The organism is Pseudomonas putida (assembly GCF_028682175.1).
GTDB lineage: Bacteria > Pseudomonadota > Gammaproteobacteria > Pseudomonadales > Pseudomonadaceae > Aquipseudomonas > Aquipseudomonas putida_AD.
Genome location: NZ_JANHKS010000019.1, coordinates 48,502 through 63,958, shown reverse-complemented (window position 1 = coordinate 63,958; position 15,457 = coordinate 48,502). Strand labels below are relative to the sequence as shown.

At 61.5% G+C, this 15,457-nt stretch carries 12 protein-coding genes; 11 read left to right on the top strand and 1 reads right to left on the bottom strand.

Annotation, left to right across the window (positions count from 1 at the left end):
- Positions 1 to 333: 333 nt before the first annotated feature.
- Positions 334 to 1,257 carry a MurR/RpiR family transcriptional regulator gene (locus tag NPS29_RS15215; RefSeq protein ID WP_274133557.1) on the bottom strand — a complete coding sequence of 308 codons (924 nt, stop codon included), beginning with the start codon at positions 1,255 to 1,257 and terminating at the stop codon, positions 334 to 336.
- A 235-nt stretch (positions 1,258 to 1,492) separates the two neighbouring features.
- Here NPS29_RS15215 and NPS29_RS15210 point away from each other — a divergent pair, with 235 nt between their 5' ends.
- From NPS29_RS15210 to NPS29_RS15160, 11 genes are all read left to right on the top strand, one after another.
- Entirely contained in the window at positions 1,493 to 3,430 is a 1,938-nt protein-coding gene (locus tag NPS29_RS15210) for a bifunctional 5-dehydro-2-deoxygluconokinase/5-dehydro-2-deoxyphosphogluconate aldolase (RefSeq protein WP_274133556.1), read from the top strand.
- A 62-nt stretch (positions 3,431 to 3,492) separates the two neighbouring features.
- A complete protein-coding gene (gene iolE / locus NPS29_RS15205) occupies positions 3,493 to 4,401 on the top strand; it encodes a myo-inosose-2 dehydratase (protein ID WP_274133555.1) in 909 nt (302 codons plus the stop codon).
- A gap of 2 nt (positions 4,402 to 4,403) precedes the next feature.
- The gene (iolB, locus tag NPS29_RS15200; RefSeq protein ID WP_274133554.1) at positions 4,404 to 5,213 is read left to right on the top strand and encodes a 5-deoxy-glucuronate isomerase; all 810 of its coding nucleotides are present in this window, start codon (positions 4,404 to 4,406) and stop codon (positions 5,211 to 5,213) included.
- Positions 5,214 to 5,361: 148 nt separating this feature from the next.
- Complete coding sequence (locus tag NPS29_RS15195) at positions 5,362 to 6,861, top strand: CoA-acylating methylmalonate-semialdehyde dehydrogenase (RefSeq protein WP_274133553.1); 1,500 nt, start codon at positions 5,362 to 5,364, stop codon at positions 6,859 to 6,861.
- A 183-nt stretch (positions 6,862 to 7,044) separates the two neighbouring features.
- Positions 7,045 to 8,976, top strand: a complete 1,932-nt coding sequence (iolD, locus tag NPS29_RS15190; protein WP_274133552.1) for a 3D-(3,5/4)-trihydroxycyclohexane-1,2-dione acylhydrolase (decyclizing) — start codon at positions 7,045 to 7,047, stop codon at positions 8,974 to 8,976.
- Positions 8,977 to 9,120: 144 nt separating this feature from the next.
- A complete protein-coding gene (locus tag NPS29_RS15185) occupies positions 9,121 to 10,140 on the top strand; it encodes a Gfo/Idh/MocA family protein (RefSeq protein WP_274133551.1) in 1,020 nt (339 codons plus the stop codon).
- Between the two features lie 301 nt (positions 10,141 to 10,441).
- The gene (locus tag NPS29_RS15180; protein WP_274133550.1) at positions 10,442 to 10,678 is read left to right on the top strand and encodes a hypothetical protein; all 237 of its coding nucleotides are present in this window, start codon (positions 10,442 to 10,444) and stop codon (positions 10,676 to 10,678) included.
- A gap of 58 nt (positions 10,679 to 10,736) precedes the next feature.
- Entirely contained in the window at positions 10,737 to 11,663 is a 927-nt protein-coding gene (locus NPS29_RS15175; protein ID WP_274133549.1) for a sugar ABC transporter substrate-binding protein, read from the top strand.
- Positions 11,664 to 11,742: 79 nt separating this feature from the next.
- On the top strand, positions 11,743 to 13,296 hold the full coding sequence (locus NPS29_RS15170; protein ID WP_274133548.1) for a sugar ABC transporter ATP-binding protein: 1,554 nt from the start codon (positions 11,743 to 11,745) through the stop codon (positions 13,294 to 13,296).
- Between the two features lie 58 nt (positions 13,297 to 13,354).
- Positions 13,355 to 14,377 carry an ABC transporter permease gene (locus NPS29_RS15165; RefSeq protein ID WP_274133589.1) on the top strand — a complete coding sequence of 341 codons (1,023 nt, stop codon included), beginning with the start codon at positions 13,355 to 13,357 and terminating at the stop codon, positions 14,375 to 14,377.
- A 454-nt stretch (positions 14,378 to 14,831) separates the two neighbouring features.
- Positions 14,832 to 15,236 carry a TraR/DksA family transcriptional regulator gene (locus tag NPS29_RS15160; protein ID WP_274133547.1) on the top strand — a complete coding sequence of 135 codons (405 nt, stop codon included), beginning with the start codon at positions 14,832 to 14,834 and terminating at the stop codon, positions 15,234 to 15,236.
- Positions 15,237 to 15,457: the final 221 nt, after the last annotated feature.

Below are 15,457 nucleotides of genomic sequence, written 5' to 3'. Positions count from 1 at the left end.
AGAGCCTTTGATTTTGATCTTCATACGCGATGGTGCAGGCGCCGCCGAACGCGACGTTAAGGCGCCAGGCCGAACGCAGGCGTTGCGGAGTGGGTTGAGCGGCAGGACGCCGCGAAAGCCGTGCGGGCCATGGATGGCCCATCACGGCGGACCCACGGAGCGGCGCCGGAGTGAGGGAACCGAGACGAAGTCGCGGCCCAGCCTGTCGCAAATGGTTTGGTTACTTTGCCGAAACAAAGTGACCCGCCGTAAGGGCGGAAAGGTGAATCAGCGTCACTTTCGCAAACGGATATGTACCCGCCCTAAAACCCTTAAACCAAAAACCAAAAAACCTCAATCCTCAAACCCCACCTGCTCCGAAATCTCATCCACCTTCAATTCCAACCGATACGCCACAGCGATAAACAACGCCTGACACAAACACAGCGTCGCACTCAATGAACGAAACGCAAACGAGCTCCCCTCATTGACCAACAACACCGCATTGGCCCGCTTGGCCAGCGGCGACAGGTTGCTGTCGGTAATGATCAACGTCTTGGCCTGATGATGCTGGGCAATGCGCAGGCAGTGCTGCGTCTCCTTGCCATAAGGCGTGAAGCTGATCGCGATTACCAGGTCATTGGCGCGCACGCTGCGCATCTGCTCGCGATAGCTGCCGCCAAGGCCCGACACCAGATGGATGCGCTTGTTGGTGTGCTGCAGGTTGTAGACCAGATAATCGGCCACCGCGAACGAGCGGCGCACGCCGACCACGTAGATATTGTCCGCGTTGACCACCAGGTCCACGGCCTTTTCGAACGACTCGTCGTCCAGTTCCAGCGCAAGCCGCTCGAGCCCCGACAGCGTAGCGTTCACGCATTCGCGCGCCAGGTCGCCGCCGCTGGCTTTCTGCGACTTGTTGGCGATCATGCTGCGGATGCGTTGCTGGTAGTTCTGCACCGGCGTGGCCTTGTGGGTGTAGGCCTCGCGAAACAGCGCCTGCATTTCACTGAAGCCACTGAAACCGAACCGCTGGGAAAACCGCACGATGGCCGACGGGTGCACTTCACACTCGCGGGCGATGTCGCTGATGCGGTCGACCATGATCCGGTCGCTCTGCTGGCTCATGTAGCTGGCGATGCGCTTGAGCTGGCGCGGCAGGCTTTCGTATTCGGCGGTGATCAGCTTGAGCAGGGCATCAGCGGTTTCCGGCGCGGTGATGGACGACGCGGGGCTGTCATCGGTGTCGGGCAGGGACGGCTGATCAGTGCTGGACATACGTTCGGATCCTCAAGCTTTTCTTATCGCCCCAGTTTACAGGGCTTCACAGTTATATCCTGCCTGTTTAGCACGATCTGCCAGCATTTGCGCAAAATAGAAAAAAATTTCCACATGAAAATAATTTAGAAAAAATCATTGATCCGGACGCGATGCCGTTCTAGTCTGCATTCACGAACGCGGCCTGCACCTCTCACGCAGGCCTGGCTGATAACAATAAATATGAGGAGCCGGCATGGGCCAGACTCGTTTTGCCAGTGGACGTCAGTTGGATGTGGTGTGCCTTGGGCGTCTGGGCGTGGACCTGTACGCGCAGCAGATCGGCGCGCGGCTGGAAGATGTCTCAAGTTTCGCCAAGTACCTGGGCGGGTCCTCCGCCAACATCGCGTTTGGCACGGCGCGCCTCGGGGTGAAGTCGGCCATGCTGACCCGCGTCGGCGACGATCACATGGGGCGTTTCCTGGTGGAATCCCTGGCCCGCGAAGGCTGCGATGTCAGCGGCATCAGGGTCGATGCCGAACGCCTGACGGCCATGGTGCTGCTGGGCATCAAGGATCGCGAAACCTTCCCGCTGGTGTTCTACCGGGAAAACTGCGCCGACATGGCCCTGGCCGCCGAAGACATCGATGAGGCGCAGATCGCATCGAGCAAGGCGCTGTTGATCACCGGCACCCATTTCTCCACCGATCAGGTGTTCAAGGCCAGCAGCCAGGCGCTCGATTATGCCGAGAAGCACAACGTCAAGCGCGTGCTGGACATCGACTATCGCCCGGTGCTCTGGGGCTTGACCGGCAAGGCCGATGGTGAAACGCGTTTCGTCGCCAACCAGAGTGTCAGCCAGCATGTGCAGCGCATTCTGCCGCGCTTCGACCTGATCGTCGGCACCGAAGAAGAATTTCTCATCGCCGGCGGATCGACCGACCTGCTCGGCGCCCTGCGTAACGTGCGCGAGCTGACCGCCGCTACCCTGGTGGTCAAGCTCGGGCCGCAAGGCTGCACGGTGATCCATGGAGCGATTCCTGCGCGGCTCGAAGACGGCGCGATCCACCCCGGCGTGCGCGTCGAGGTACTGAACGTGCTGGGCGCAGGCGACGCGTTCATGTCCGGTTTTCTGAAAGGCTGGCTCAACGACGAAAGCGACGAGCGCTGCTGCCAGTTGGCCAATGCCTGCGGCGGGCTGGTTGTGTCGCGCCATGCCTGTGCCCCGGCCATGCCGACGCTGGCGGAACTGGACTACCTGTTCCAGAGCCCGGTGCCAATCACCCGGCCCGACCAGGACGTCACGCTGCAGCGCCTGCATCAGGTCAGCGTGCCGCGCCGGGAATGGAAGCAGCTGTTCATTTTCGCCTTCGATCATCGTGGACAACTGGTGGAACTGGCGCAGAAGGCCGGGCGTGACCTGGCCTGCATCGGTCAGCTCAAGCAGTTGTTCATTCAGGCGGTGGAGCGGGTCGAGGCCGACTTGGCCCGGCGCGGAATTGCCGCCGATGTCGGGCTGCTGGCCGATCAACGCTTCGGCCAGGATTCGCTGAACGCTGCCACCGGCCGCGACTGGTGGATCGCCCGGCCGGTCGAAGTGCAGGGCTCGCGACCGCTGGCGTTTGAGCATGGCCGTTCCATCGGCAGCAACCTGATGGCCTGGCCCAAGGAGCAGATCATCAAATGCCTGGTGCAATACCATCCCGATGACGAACCCATGCTGCGCCTGGAACAGGAAGCGCAACTGATGGGGCTGTATCAGGCGTCGCAGGCCAGCGGTCATGAATTGTTGCTGGAGGTCATTCCGCCCAAGGATCACCCCAGCACTCACCCCGAGGTGATCTATCGCTCCCTCAAACGCCTCTACAATCTGGGGATTTACCCTGCGTGGTGGAAGATCGAAACCCAGCCGGCGCACGTCTGGGAACAGCTCGATGCACTGATTCAGGAGCGCGACCCTTACTGCCGTGGCGTCGTGTTGCTGGGCCTGAACGCACCGGCCGAAGCCTTGGCCGCAGGTTTTCGCGAAGCGAGCCGCAGTTCGACCTGCCGCGGGTTTGCCGTGGGCCGCACGATTTTCCACGAACCCAGCCGCGCCTGGCTGGAAGGGGAAATCGACGACGCCGGGCTCATCAGCCGGGTGCAGAGCACCTTCGGTTTCCTGATCGAATCCTGGCGCGAGGCGCGGGGCTGAGCACCTGACCTGATCCGCTGCAATCCCATGTTCAACGCGAAAAAAACAACAAAGGTCCAGCCATGCACGCTTCTGCAATCCGAATTGGCATCAACCCGATTTCCTGGAGCAACGACGACCTGCCGGCCCTGGGCGGCGAAACCCCACTGAGCACCGCCTTGAGCGAGGGCCGGGAAATCGGTTACGAAGGCTTCGAACTCAACGGCAAGTTCCCCAAGGACGCCAAGGGTGTTGCCGATGTGCTCAAGCCCTATGACCTGGCGCTGGTGTCGGGCTGGTACTCCAGCCGCCTGGCCAGCCGCTCGGTGGCCGAAGAGATCGAAGCCATCGCCGGACACGTCGAGCTGCTCAAGCACAACGGCGCCAAGGTGCTGGTCTACGGTGAGGTGGCCGACTCGATCCAGGGCCAGCGCATTCGCCTAGTGGAGCGTCCGCGTTTTCACAGCGAGGCGGCGTGGCAGCAATACGCGGACAAACTCACGGAGCTTGCGCGTTTCACCTTGTCACAAGGCGTGCGCCTGGCGTATCACCACCACATGGGCGCCTATGTCGAATCCCCTGAAGACATCGACAAACTGATGGCGCTGACCGGCAGTGAAGTGGGCCTGCTGTTCGATTCGGGCCATTGCTACATGGGCGGTGGCGAGCCGCTTGCGGTGCTGCGCAAGCATATCGACCGGGTGTGCCATGTGCACTTCAAGGACGTGCGCAAACCGGTGGTGCAATTGGCGCGCAACAATTTGTGGAGCTTTCCGGATTGCATCGTCAATGGGACTTTTACAGTGCCGGGCGATGGCGACATCGATTTCGCTGCCCTGCTCGATGTGCTGATAAAGGCGCGCTACGAGGGCTGGCTGGTGGTCGAGGCCGAGCAGGATCCTGCGGTCGCACCCAGCTATGTCTATGCGAAGAAAGGCTACGACACCCTGCGCAGCCTGCTGGCCGCTGCGCAACAACAAGGGAGTTTGTGAACATGAATCTTCTGGTCAAGAGCAAGGCTGAAGGGCGCGATGTGGTGGCCCTGGGTGAGGGCGTGCTGGAGTACGTCGGGTTTGCTGCCCATCGCCTGACAGTGGGCGAGCGTCTGCCGGTCAGCGCGGGCGACAAGGAGCTGTGCCTGGTGCTGCTCAGCGGGCGCGTCAGTGTCAGCGGCGAAGCGCCGGGGCAGGGCGCCTTCAACTGGGAAAACATCGGCGACCGGCAATCGGTGTTCGAAGACAAATCGCCCTTCGCCGTGTACCTGCCGCCCGGCAGCCAGGCGCAGGTGGTGGCCTTGAGCGCTGTGCAGATCGCGGTGTGTGCGGCGCCCGGCAATCCGGAAGGGGATCTGCCTGCACGCTTGATCAAGCCCGACACCATGAAGCGCAGCGTGCGCGGCAAGGCGGCCAACACCCGTTATGTGTGCGACATCCTGCCGGATTCGGAGCCTGCCCATTCGCTGCTGGTGGTGGAAGTGCGCACGCCGTCGGGTCATTCATCCAGCTACCCGCCGCACAAGCACGACAAGGACGACCTGCCCCACGAGAGTTTTCTGGAGGAGACCTACTACCACCAGATCAACCCGCCACAGGGCTTCATCTTCCAGCGGGTGTACACCGACGATCGCAGCATCGACCAGGCCATGGCCGTGGAAAACAACGACCTGGTCACGGTGCCCAAGGGCTACCACCCGGTCAGCGTGCCCTATGGCTACGAGTCTTATTACCTGAACGTGATGGCCGGGCCCAAGCGCGCCTGGCAATTTCACAATGATCCGCAGCATCAGTGGCTGCTGGATCTCTAAACCTCACACATACCCCGTAGCAGCCCGGCCGGGCGGCGTTCCGCTTGCCGGCGGGAGCGGTGGATCAGCAACATCATGGTCGCCTGACACACCGCACCCGCCGGCAAGCCGTGCTGCTACGTAAGTAAACACTTCAAGGAGCCCCGCAATGAGCAACGCCCCGATCATCGGCCACTGCATCAATGGCCAGGTACAGGACGCCAGCGAGCGATTCAGCGATGTGTTCAACCCCGCCACCGGCGAGGTCCAGGCCCGGGTGGCGCTGGCCGAACTTGCAACCGTCGACCAGGCGGTAGCCGCCGCCAAGGCCGCGTTCCCGGCCTGGGCTGACCAGTCGTCCCTGCGTCGCGCACGGGTGATGTTCAAGTTCAAGGAACTGCTGGACCAGCACCACGACGAACTGGCCGAAATCATCTGCCGCGAACACGGCAAGGTGTTTTCCGATGCCAAGGGCGAAGTGGTGCGCGGCATCGAGATCGTCGAGTTCGCCTGTGGCGCGCCGAGCCTGTTGAAAAGCGATTTCAGCGACAACATCGGCGGCGGCATCGACAACTGGAACCTGCGCCAGCCCCTGGGCGTGTGCGCGGGGATCACCCCGTTCAACTTCCCGGTCATGGTGCCGCTGTGGATGATTCCCATGGCGCTGGTGACCGGCAACTGCTTCATCCTCAAGCCGTCGGAACGCGACCCTTCGGCCAGCCTGTTGATGGCCCGCCTGCTCAAGCAGGCCGGGTTGCCGGACGGCGTGTTCAACGTGGTCCAGGGCGACAAACTGGCGGTCGATGCGCTGCTTCAACACAAGGATGTCGAGGCGATTTCGTTCGTGGGCTCGACGCCGATTGCCGAATACATCTACCAGCAAGGCACTGCCAACGGCAAACGGGTACAGGCGCTGGGCGGCGCGAAGAACCACATGATCGTGATGCCCGATGCCGACCTGGACCAGGCCGCCGACGCCCTGATCGGCGCCGCCTACGGTTCGGCGGGCGAGCGCTGCATGGCGATTTCCATCGCCGTGGTGGTCGGCGATGTAGGCCAGAAGCTGATCGACAAACTGCTGCCGCGCATCGACTCGCTCAAGGTCGGCAACGGCATGAACAAGGATTCGGACATGGGCCCGCTGGTCACGGCGATGCACAAGGCCAAGGTCGAGGGCTACATCGAACAGGGCGTGAAGGAAGGCGCAAAACTGATCGTCGATGGCCGCACCTTCAAGGTGCCGGGCGCCGAGAACGGTTTCTTCGTCGGCGCAACGCTGTTCGATGACGTCAGCCCCGACATGACCATCTATAAGGAAGAGATTTTCGGGCCGGTGCTGGGCATCGTTCACGTGGCGGATTTCGCCGCGGCGGTGGAGCTGATCAACGCCCATGAGTTTGGCAACGGTGTGTCGTGCTTCACCAGTGACGGCGGCATCGCCCGCGCGTTCGCCCGTAGCATCAAGGTGGGTATGGTCGGGATCAACGTGCCGATTCCGGTGCCAATGGCCTGGCATTCGTTCGGCGGCTGGAAGCGCTCGTTGTTCGGCGACCACCACGCCTACGGCGAAGAGGGCTTGCGTTTCTACAGCCGCTACAAGAGCGTGATGCAGCGCTGGCCGGACAGCATCGCCAAGGGCGCGGAGTTCAGCATGCCCACGGCCAAATAACCGGCTGCCTCTATCTCGCGGAACGCACGCCTCTGTAGGAGTGAGCTTGCTCGCGATTGCGATTTGTCTGTACCCAGTATTGTGACTGACACGACGCCATCGCGAGCAAGCTCACTCCTACAGGAGAGGTGAGTGCGTCAGATTCGAAGGCTTCATCACCTCCAATAAAAACAAGGTGCAAGCATGACCACGACACGATTGACCATGGCCCAGGCCCTGGTGAAGTTTCTCGATAACCAGTACGTCGAAGTCGACGGCGTGCAGAGCAAATTCGTCGCCGGGGTGTTCACCATTTTCGGCCACGGCAACGTATTGGGCTTGGGCCAGGCCCTCGAGCAGGACAGCGGCGAGTTGGTGGTGCATCAGGGCCGCAACGAACAGGGCATGTGCCACGCAGCAATGGGCTTTGCCAAGCAACACCTGCGCCGCAAGATCTACGCCTGCACCTCATCGGTGGGGCCGGGCGCGGCGAACATGATCACGGCGGCGGCCACTGCGTCGGCCAACCGCATACCGCTGTTGCTGCTGCCGGGGGATGTGTACGCCAGCCGTCAGCCGGACCCGGTGCTGCAACAGATCGAGCAATTCCACGACCTGAGCATCAGCACCAACGACGCCTTCAAGGCCGTGAGCAAATACTGGGACCGCATCAACCGCCCCGAGCAGTTGATGAGCGCCGCGCTCAATGCCATGCGCGTGCTCACCGATCCCGCCGAAACCGGCGCGGTCACCCTGGCCCTGCCTCAGGATGTGCAGGGTGAGGCCTACGACTACCCTGATGCCTTCCTGCAAAAACGCGTGCACCGCATCGACCGTCGCCCGCCGACCCAGGCCATGCTCAAGGACGCTTTGGCGCTGCTCAAGGGCAAGCGCAAACCGCTGTTGATCTGCGGCGGGGGCGTGCGGTATTCCGGTGCGGCGGCGCAGTTGCAGGCCTTCGCCGAGCGCTTCGACATTCCCTTCAGCGAGACCCAGGCCGGCAAGAGCGCCATTGTCTCGGCCCATCCGTTGAACATGGGCGGGATCGGCGAAACCGGCTCGCTGGCCGCCAACACCCTGGCCCGCGAGGCGGATCTGATCATCGGAGTCGGCACCCGCTACAGCGACTTCACCACCGGTTCCAAGTCGCTGTTCCAGAACCCGGACGTGCAGTTTCTCAACTTCAACGTCGGCGCCTTTGACGTGCAGAAACTCGATGGCGTACAGGTGCTGGCCGACGCGCAACTGGCGTTGCAGGAGCTTTCAAATGCGCTGGGTGACTACCGCGCGCAATGGGGTGACGAACCTCGCCAGGCCCGTGCGGCGCTGGATGCCGAAGTCGATCGCCTGTACGCGGTGCAATACCAGACCAAGGATTTCGAACCGGAAGTGGCCGGGCACCTCGATCCGCAGGTACTCCGGGATTTCATCGAGATGACGGGCTCGTGCCTCACCCAAAGTCGTGTCCTGGGGGTGCTGAATCAACAGCTGCCGGAAGATGCGGTGATTGTTGCCGCCGCGGGCAGCCTGCCGGGCGACCTGCAACGGGCCTGGCGCAGCACCAGTGTCGACAGCTACCACGTCGAGTATGGCTATTCGTGCATGGGCTACGAGGTCAACGCCGCGCTGGGGGCGAAGATGGCCGCGCCCGAGCGCGAGGTGTATGCGCTGGTGGGTGACGGCTCCTACATGATGCTGCACTCGGAACTGGCGACCTCGATTCAGGAGCGGCGCAAGATCAACGTGGTGCTGCTGGACAACATGGCCTTCGGTTGCATCAACAACCTGCAGATGGGCAACGGCATGGGCAGTTTTGGCACCGAGTTTCGTTACCGCAACCCCGAGACGGGGCAGCTCGACGGCGACTTCGTGCCGGTGGATTTCGCCATGAGCGCGGCGGCCTATGGCTGCAAGACCTACAAGGTGAAGACCGTCGAGGAGCTTGAAGCGGCGCTGGCCGATGCACGCAAGCAGACGGTGTCGACGCTGATCGATATCAAGGTGCTGCCCAAGACCATGATCCACGGCTACCTGTCGTGGTGGCGCGTGGGTGTGGCCGAGGTGTCGACCAGTGGCAAGACCGCCGAGGCGTATGAACGGCAGAAAACGATGCTGGCCAAGGCCCGCAAGTATTGATTCACACAATACCTGTAGGAGCGCGCTTGCTCTGGGCCGCATTCGGACGACCGAGGTGTGTCATGAAACAATATTTGCCTGACACACCGCCGTCGCGGGCAAGCGCGCTCCTACAACGGGAATGTGTTAACTCGGGAGATTCATATGAAAATCGGACTCATCGGCTACGGCAAGGGCGGACGCTTTTTTCATGCGCCGCTCCTGGCCAGCCTGCACGGCGCAACCTTCGCCGGCGTGGTGACGCGCTCCCCGGAGCGCCGCCAGGAACTGCAACAGGACCATCCAAAAGTACCGGCCTTCGACAGCCTGGCCGATCTGGTCGCCTCGGGCGTCGATGCCGTGGTGATTTCCACGCCACTGGCCTCGCGTCGTGCGCTGATTCTGGAAGCCATCGAACTGGGCGTGCCGGTGGTCAGCGACAAACCCTTCGCCCCTGATGCAACGCATGCTCAGGAACTGGTAGACGCCGCCGAGCGTCGCGGCGTGCTGCTGGGGGTTTACCAGAACCGGCGCTGGGATTCGGATTTTCTCACCGTGCGCAAACTCATCGACCAGGGCGTGCTGGGGCAGATCACCCGGTTCGAATCCCGGGTCGAGCGCTACTCGCCGTCGTCGGTGGGCAAGGAATCGGGCGGCGGCATCTTGCGCGATCTGGGCAGCCATCTGGTGGACCAGGCGCTGCTGCTGTTCGGCCCGGTGAAGCGGGTCTACGCCGAGCTGGAGTTCGCCACGCCCGAGCAGAAAGTCGATCACGGGTTTTTCGTGTCGCTGATCCATGCCAGTGGCGTGACCTCGCATTTATGGGGCAACTGCCTGCAGAACGCTCAAGGACCACGTTTTCGCGTCAACGGCGCTCAGGGCTGCTATACCGTTGAAGGCCTGGACGGTCAGGAGGCCGCCGCTTTGGCCGGGCAGTCTCCCAAGTCCGAGGGCGAGCGCTGGGGCGTCGAGGAACACCGACGCTGGGGCTGGTTCGAGCAGGGGGAACACCGCGAGCGAGTGCCCTCCGAACGAGGCTGCTGGACCGAGTTCTATCGCCAGTTGCAGGAAGCGGTGATGAACCAGGGCAAGAACCCGGTGGACGCACGCGATGCAGTGGCTTCGGCCAAGGTGCTGGATGCCGCGCGGATCAGCGCCCAGGAAGGGCGGGTGGTCACTCTGTAAGAGGTGGTCACTCGTAGCAGCACGGCTTGCCGGCGGGAGCGGTGCGTCAGACGAATACTCTTTGCCTGACGCACCGCTCCCGCCGGCAAGCCGCGCTGCTACGGGGTGGTGTGGAATATTTTTATCGTAGAAAAATGAAATAGAAATAAATTCTAAAATCAGTTGAAGTAGAAATTATTTTCCAATAAAGTCATTTCCAGGTTGCCGAATCTCGACGTCCACCCCTGTATCGGACCTTTCCTACACAGGGCTGGGCGGACGAAACAAAAAACAAGAACGCCAAAAAAGACAGGTACCGTCGATGAATATCCTCAAACGCGCCGTTCAGGCCTGCAGGACCGTATCACGCTCTCTTGTTGCTTCCCGCGCTGTCTCTGCCCTCAAGCCATCCCTTGCCGCCGCGCTCGACAAAACCCTCGAAACCGCCGCCCGCGTGCTCTGTGTGCAAAACCACGGGGTGATGGTCTGCGGCTCGTCGGCGGCGTCGGTGGCGCACTTCTGCAATCCACATTTTTCAAGCTCCAGCGGCACAGTCTGAACATCCGTAGTCGTTAGCCAATTCACTACAACAACAAGAATTTGGAGAAAGACCGTTCATGAACACCAAAGCCCGTTTTACCTCCCTGGCACTGGCCCTGATGCTCGGCAGCGGCGCGACCCTGGCAGCCGACCTGAAAATCGGCGTGGCCATGTCGCAGTTCGATGACACCTACCTGACCTACATGCGCGAAGACATGGGCAAGAAGGCCAAGGACATGGGCGGCGTCGATCTGCAATTCGTCGATGGCCGCAACGATGTGAACAAGCAGCTCGACCAGGTGCAGGAGCTGATCGGCAAGAAAGTCGATGCACTGATCGTCAACCCGGTCGACACCGCCGCCACCGGTCGCATCACCAAGGCGGCCACCGCTGCCGGGATCCCGCTGGTCTACGTCAACCGTCGCCCGGATGATCCCAAGCTGCCGGCGGGCGTCGCCTCGGTCACCTCCGATGACAAGGAAGCGGGCCGCATGCAGATGGAATACCTGGCCAAGAAGATGGACGGCAAGGGCACCGTGGTGATCCTGCTCGGCGAGCTGTCGAACAACTCGACCCGCGACCGTACCGAAGGGGTCAAGGAAGTCCTGAAGAAATACCCCGGCATCAAGATCGCCGAGGAACAGGAAGGGGCCTGGGGCCGGCAGAAAGGCATGGACATCACCAACAACTGGCTGACCCAGGGCCGCGATTTCAGCGCAGTGGTTTCCAACAATGACGAGATGGCCATCGGCGCCGCCATGGCCTTGAAACAGGCCGGCAAAAAGCAAGGCGATGTGCTGGTCGCAGGCGTCGATGGCACGCCCGACGGGCTGAGCGCGGTGAAGAAGGGCGATCTTACAGTGTCGGTGTTCCAGGACGCCAAGGGGCAGGGCGAAGGCTCGATCGACGCCGCAGTGAAACTGGCGAAAAAGGAAGCGCTGCCTGAACAGGCGATCGTGATTCCGTTCAAGCTCATCACCCCGGAAAACGTCAGCACCTTCTAATAACGTTCACATCACGACAACTGACAGGGCCCGGTGGCTGAAGCCTCCGCCGCCCATGTCAGGTGAGGAGCCTGTGACCATGTTCGCTTCCGCTACTGCGACCCCTGTCCAACCCGAGCTTGCCGGCACTGGCGCCGAACACCCTTATCTTCTGGAAATCACCAACATCAGCAAGGGTTTCCCCGGGGTGGTGGCGCTGGACAACGTGGAACTGCGCGTGCGTCCCGGCAGTGTGCTGGCCCTGATGGGCGAGAACGGCGCAGGCAAGTCCACCCTGATGAAAATCATCGCCGGGATCTACCAGCCCGACACCGGCGAAATCCGCCTGCGCGGCAAGCCGGTGGTGTTCGAGACGCCGCTTGCGGCACTGCAATCGGGCATCGCGATGATTCACCAGGAACTCAACCTGATGCCGCACATGAGCATCGCCGAGAACATCTGGATCGGCCGCGAACAGCTAAACGGGCTGCACATGGTCGATCACCGCGCCATGCACCGTTGCACCCAGGACCTGCTGGACCGGCTGCGCATCAAACTTGACCCCGAAGAACACGTCGGCAACCTGAGCATCGCCGAACGGCAGATGGTCGAGATCGCCAAGGCGGTGTCCTACGACTCCGACGTGCTGATCATGGACGAACCCACCTCGGCCATCACCGAGAAGGAAGTGGCCCACCTGTTTTCGATCATTGCCGACCTGCGTGCGCAGGGTAAGGGCATCATCTACATCACCCACAAGATGAACGAAGTGTTTGCCATCGCCGACGAAGTGGCGGTGTTTCGCGACGGCGCCTACATCGGCCTGCAGCGCGCCGACAGCATGGACGGCGACAGCCTGATCTCGATGATGGTCGGCCGTGAACTGACACAGTTGTTCCCGGAGCGGGACAAGCCGGTGGGCGATCTGCTGCTCTCGGTGCGCGACCTGGCCCTGGACGGTGTTTTCGAGGGCGTTTCCTTCGACCTGCACGCCGGCGAAGTGCTGGGCATTGCAGGGCTGATGGGGTCCGGTCGCACCAATGTCGCCGAAACCATCTTTGGCATCACGCCCTGCAGCCGAGGCGAGATTGTGCTCGACGGTGCGCCGATCAAGGTCACCGATCCGCATTTCGCCATCGAGAAGGGCTTTGCCCTGCTGACCGAGGACCGCAAGCTCAGCGGGCTGTTTCCTTGTCTGTCGGTGCTGGAAAACATGGAGATGGCGGTCCTGCCTCATTACGTGGGCAACGGCTTCGTGCATCAGAAGGCCCTGCGCGCCCTGTGCGAGGACATGTGCAAGAAGCTGCGGGTCAAGACGCCGTCGCTTGAGCAGTGCATCGATACCCTCTCGGGCGGCAACCAGCAGAAGGCCCTGATCGCCCGCTGGCTGATGACCAACCCGCGCATATTGATTCTCGACGAGCCGACACGTGGCATCGACGTCGGCGCCAAGGCGGAGATCTACAGGCTGATCTCCATGCTCGCCAGCGAAGGCATGGCGGTGATCATGATTTCTTCGGAACTGCCGGAAGTGCTGGGCATGAGTGACCGGGTCATGGTCATGCACGAAGGCGAAATGATGGGCACCCTGGATCGCGCCGAGGCAACTCAGGAGCGGGTCATGCATCTGGCGTCGGGCCATTCGGTCCATTGACGGCGGTTTGCCAAAGGCCCGTCTCGGGTCAGAACAAGAACAAGAGGCACCTATGAAGATGAACGCGATACTGGACAACAAACCGGCGCTGGCCCCGAACAAGCACAAGCGCCGCCTGCCGACCGAACTGAGCATCTTTCTGGTGCTGATCGGCATCGGCCTGATTTTCGAGCTGTTTGGCTGGATCGTGCGCGACCAGAGCTTTCTCCTCAACTCCCAGCGGCTGGTGCTGATGATCCTGCAGGTCTCGATCATCGGTCTTCTGGCCATCGGCGTGACGCAGGTCATCATCACCACCGGCATCGACCTCTCGTCCGGCTCGGTGCTTGCGTTATCGGCGATGATCGCTGCCAGTCTCGCGCAATCGTCGGATTACACCCGGGCGGTATTTCCTTCGTTGACCGATTTGCCGGTCTGGGCGCCAGTCATCGCGGGCCTTGGGGTCGGGCTGCTGGCTGGTGCGATCAATGGCAGCATCATCGCCATCACCGGCATCCCGCCCTTCATCGCCACCCTGGGCATGATGGTGTCGGCCCGTGGCCTGGCGCGCTTCTACACCGGCGGCCAGCCTGTGAGCATGCTTAACGATTCCTACACGGCCATCGGCCAGGGCGCGATGCCGGTGCTGATCTTTCTGGTGGTCGCGGTGATCTTCCACATCGCCCTGCGCTACACCAAGTACGGCAAGTACACCTACGCCATCGGCGGCAACATGCAGGCGGCACGCACGTCGGGGATCAACGTCAAGCGCCACCTGGTGATCGTCTACAGCATCGCGGGCCTGCTGGCCGGGCTTGCCGGTGTGGTGGCCTCGGCGCGGGCTGCGACGGGGCAGGCGGGGATGGGCGTTTCCTACGAACTGGATGCCATTGCGGCGGCGGTGATCGGCGGCACCAGCCTTGCGGGCGGCGTCGGCCGGATCACCGGCACCGTGATCGGCGCGCTGATTCTCGGGGTGATGGCCAGCGGATTTACCTTCGTAGGCGTCGATGCCTATGTACAAGACATCATCAAAGGGTTGATTATTGTGGTGGCGGTGGTCATCGACCAGTACCGCAACAAACGAAAGCTCAAACGCTGATGTCTTGATGCCAGCTGTTTGATCAACGTTGAAAAGGGCCCGGAGAGGGGCCCTTTTCGTTTTTCTGCCGGTTTGAACCGAACGGCCGATGGCCTGTCAGACAGCGTCCAGAAAGTCGGTGTTGGCAGGCCGGACGCCATCGCGAGCAAGCTCACTCCTACAGGGTTACGCGTGCCTGTAGGAGTGAGCTTGCTCGCGATAACGGTGCCGAATCCGATGAGCGTGTCACGGCAGACACAGGTTGAAACACCGGTTTGGCTCAACGCCACCGGGGTTTTGGGGGGTTGTTGGGCGATTCTTGTTCAATTATGTTGCCGAGTACGAAACCCGGCCTTAGACTGCCGCCCCTCGTAAATTGAGTGCCAGGTGGCGCTTGGAGACCATGGCGCTTTTACGATGACGCAGAGGCGCTTCACTAAATCGCCTTAATGCACGTTTTTTTATAGAGAAATCAATGACCAAGGACAAGTTGCTGGCGATGCCGGCCGATGACTACATGAACGCGGAGCAACACGCCTTCTTCATCGAGCTGCTGCAAGCCATGAAAGTGGAAATCCACGAGCGTATCGAGCAGAGCCGTATCGCGATCGAAAGCCTGGATACCCCGGCTGACCCCGCCGACGCCGCTTCCGTCGAAGAAGAGCGCCACTGGCTGGTCAACGTGATCGACCGCGACCAGCGCATGCTGCCCCAGCTGGAAATGGCGCTGACCCGTATCGCCGAAGACACCTTCGGCTGGTGCGATGACAGCGGTGAGCCTATCGGCCTCAAGCGCCTGCTCATCAGCCCGACGACCAAATACTGCATCGAAGCGCAAGAGCGCCACGAGCAGATCGATCGCCACCAGCGTCAGGCCTGATCGCCGTTCCTGACCGCCAGGCCATGGCGCAGGAACCCGTCGCCCGAGGCATTAGCCTCGGGCGATTTTCGTTGTGGGTAATATTTAATTATTGTTCTGTTGATTTAATTCTGTTTAAGTTTTCTGAATATTTTAGGAAATCTGCTGCCTGCTTGTAAGACGAAAGTGCGGGCGGTTTTTTATTGTCTGATTTTTAAGTGGGAAGTTTCTGAAGTCATATT

Bases quoted from the DNA above. Each gene is read 5' to 3' on its own strand.
- NPS29_RS15215 (WP_274133557.1), bottom strand. From the start codon at position 1,257: ATGTCCAGCACTGATCAGCCGTCCCTGCCCGACACCGATGACAGCCCC.
- NPS29_RS15210 (WP_274133556.1), top strand. From the start codon at position 1,493: ATGGGCCAGACTCGTTTTGCCAGTGGACGTCAGTTGGATGTGGTGTGC.
- iolE (WP_274133555.1), top strand. From the start codon at position 3,493: ATGCACGCTTCTGCAATCCGAATTGGCATCAACCCGATTTCCTGGAGC.
- iolB (WP_274133554.1), top strand. From the start codon at position 4,404: ATGAATCTTCTGGTCAAGAGCAAGGCTGAAGGGCGCGATGTGGTGGCC.
- NPS29_RS15195 (WP_274133553.1), top strand. From the start codon at position 5,362: ATGAGCAACGCCCCGATCATCGGCCACTGCATCAATGGCCAGGTACAG.
- iolD (WP_274133552.1), top strand. From the start codon at position 7,045: ATGACCACGACACGATTGACCATGGCCCAGGCCCTGGTGAAGTTTCTC.
- NPS29_RS15185 (WP_274133551.1), top strand. From the start codon at position 9,121: ATGAAAATCGGACTCATCGGCTACGGCAAGGGCGGACGCTTTTTTCAT.
- NPS29_RS15180 (WP_274133550.1), top strand. From the start codon at position 10,442: ATGAATATCCTCAAACGCGCCGTTCAGGCCTGCAGGACCGTATCACGC.
- NPS29_RS15175 (WP_274133549.1), top strand. From the start codon at position 10,737: ATGAACACCAAAGCCCGTTTTACCTCCCTGGCACTGGCCCTGATGCTC.
- NPS29_RS15170 (WP_274133548.1), top strand. From the start codon at position 11,743: ATGTTCGCTTCCGCTACTGCGACCCCTGTCCAACCCGAGCTTGCCGGC.
- NPS29_RS15165 (WP_274133589.1), top strand. From the start codon at position 13,355: ATGAACGCGATACTGGACAACAAACCGGCGCTGGCCCCGAACAAGCAC.
- NPS29_RS15160 (WP_274133547.1), top strand. From the start codon at position 14,832: ATGACCAAGGACAAGTTGCTGGCGATGCCGGCCGATGACTACATGAAC.